The following is a 1127-nucleotide window of genomic DNA, read 5'->3' on the forward strand; positions in this document are numbered from 1 at the left end:
CTTCAGCTCACCGGTGAGGAACTCCAGGCCGACATCACTCGCCTTCAGCTCTTCGGCCAGCATGGCGAGTTCGATGCCGCGTCCCAGCCGTTTGTGCTCGTGGACGACGAGGGTGATGGCGACGCCGGAGGAACGGATCTCCCCGGCGAGCTTCACGGCAGCCTTCAGCTCGGGGCGCTTGGCAGCACGGGTGGAGATCTTCTCCGAGAAGACGCGCGTCACCCCAGCCTCGGCGAGGGAGTCGAGCTGTGCGTCGAGGGACTGCCGGGCGGTCGAGGCGCGGGCGTACCCGAGGCGGACGTGCCCGACCGGTTCGGCGCCGGCGCTCACGGTCCGGGGCAGCTCGGTCCACACCGAGCCCGGCTTGCGTACGGCGGGGGCCGGCACGCTGAGCGCCTTGGCAAGTTGGGGCACGAGGCGGAAGCGGGCGGTGTGGTACTGGACGGCCACCTTCCCCTTGCCGGTACGGCACGGGGAACCTGCAGGGGCTGCGCAGGTGGACATCGGGCAGTCGTGCGATTCCACGCGCTTGAAGTCATCGCTCACGACCCCGGACTGTTTCATGAAGGCGTTTCAGACGTCCACTCGTTTGCAACAACTCATGAAACATGATCGCCGCAGGTGGACCGCCGGGCGGTGGAGTGTTTCATGAGCGGCCACCCATGAAACGACGTGTCGACGCGCCCCGGCGGGGCGGCTACGGAGAGTCCCTGCCAAAGCCTGCGAAGACCGCCTTCCCGTACACAGCCGAAGAACGATTGACGCCTTGGGCTGGTGCATACCTGGCTCCATCGGGGTATCAGGGCCGCCGCGGTCCCAGCAGTCAACCGACGTCGCGTGCTGTGGGCCCTGGCCTTGTGAGCTGCTCTTCGGCCGCGTCCGCCTACAGCCCAGACATCCACACCGGGCGCCGAGGACCGGAATTTGAGCGTCCGATACTCATCCAGACCCCGCCTTGGCCAGAGAGTCTGTCGATCATGCACAGGTGCTGCCTCGCGCGCATGAGATGGCAGGACCAGAGCGTCGGCAACACCATTCATTTTTCTGCAGAGGATTGTCATGACTCTTACCAACCAGGCCGTCGTCCGTCGTGGTCTCGGGACGAACCACAACCAGGCCGTCGTCCG

Annotated in this window: 1 protein-coding gene; it reads right to left on the bottom strand. The window is 66.1% G+C overall.

Going from position 1 to position 1127, the window contains the following annotated elements:
- The coding region (locus ACFVZH_RS40445) for a recombinase family protein (protein WP_384905654.1) at positions 1 to 450 on the bottom strand (450 nt) is incomplete at its 3' end.
- Positions 451 to 1127: the final 677 nt, after the last annotated feature.

This window comes from Streptomyces sp. NPDC059534 (assembly GCF_042743475.1).
Taxonomy (GTDB): Bacteria; Actinomycetota; Actinomycetes; order Streptomycetales; family Streptomycetaceae; genus Streptomyces.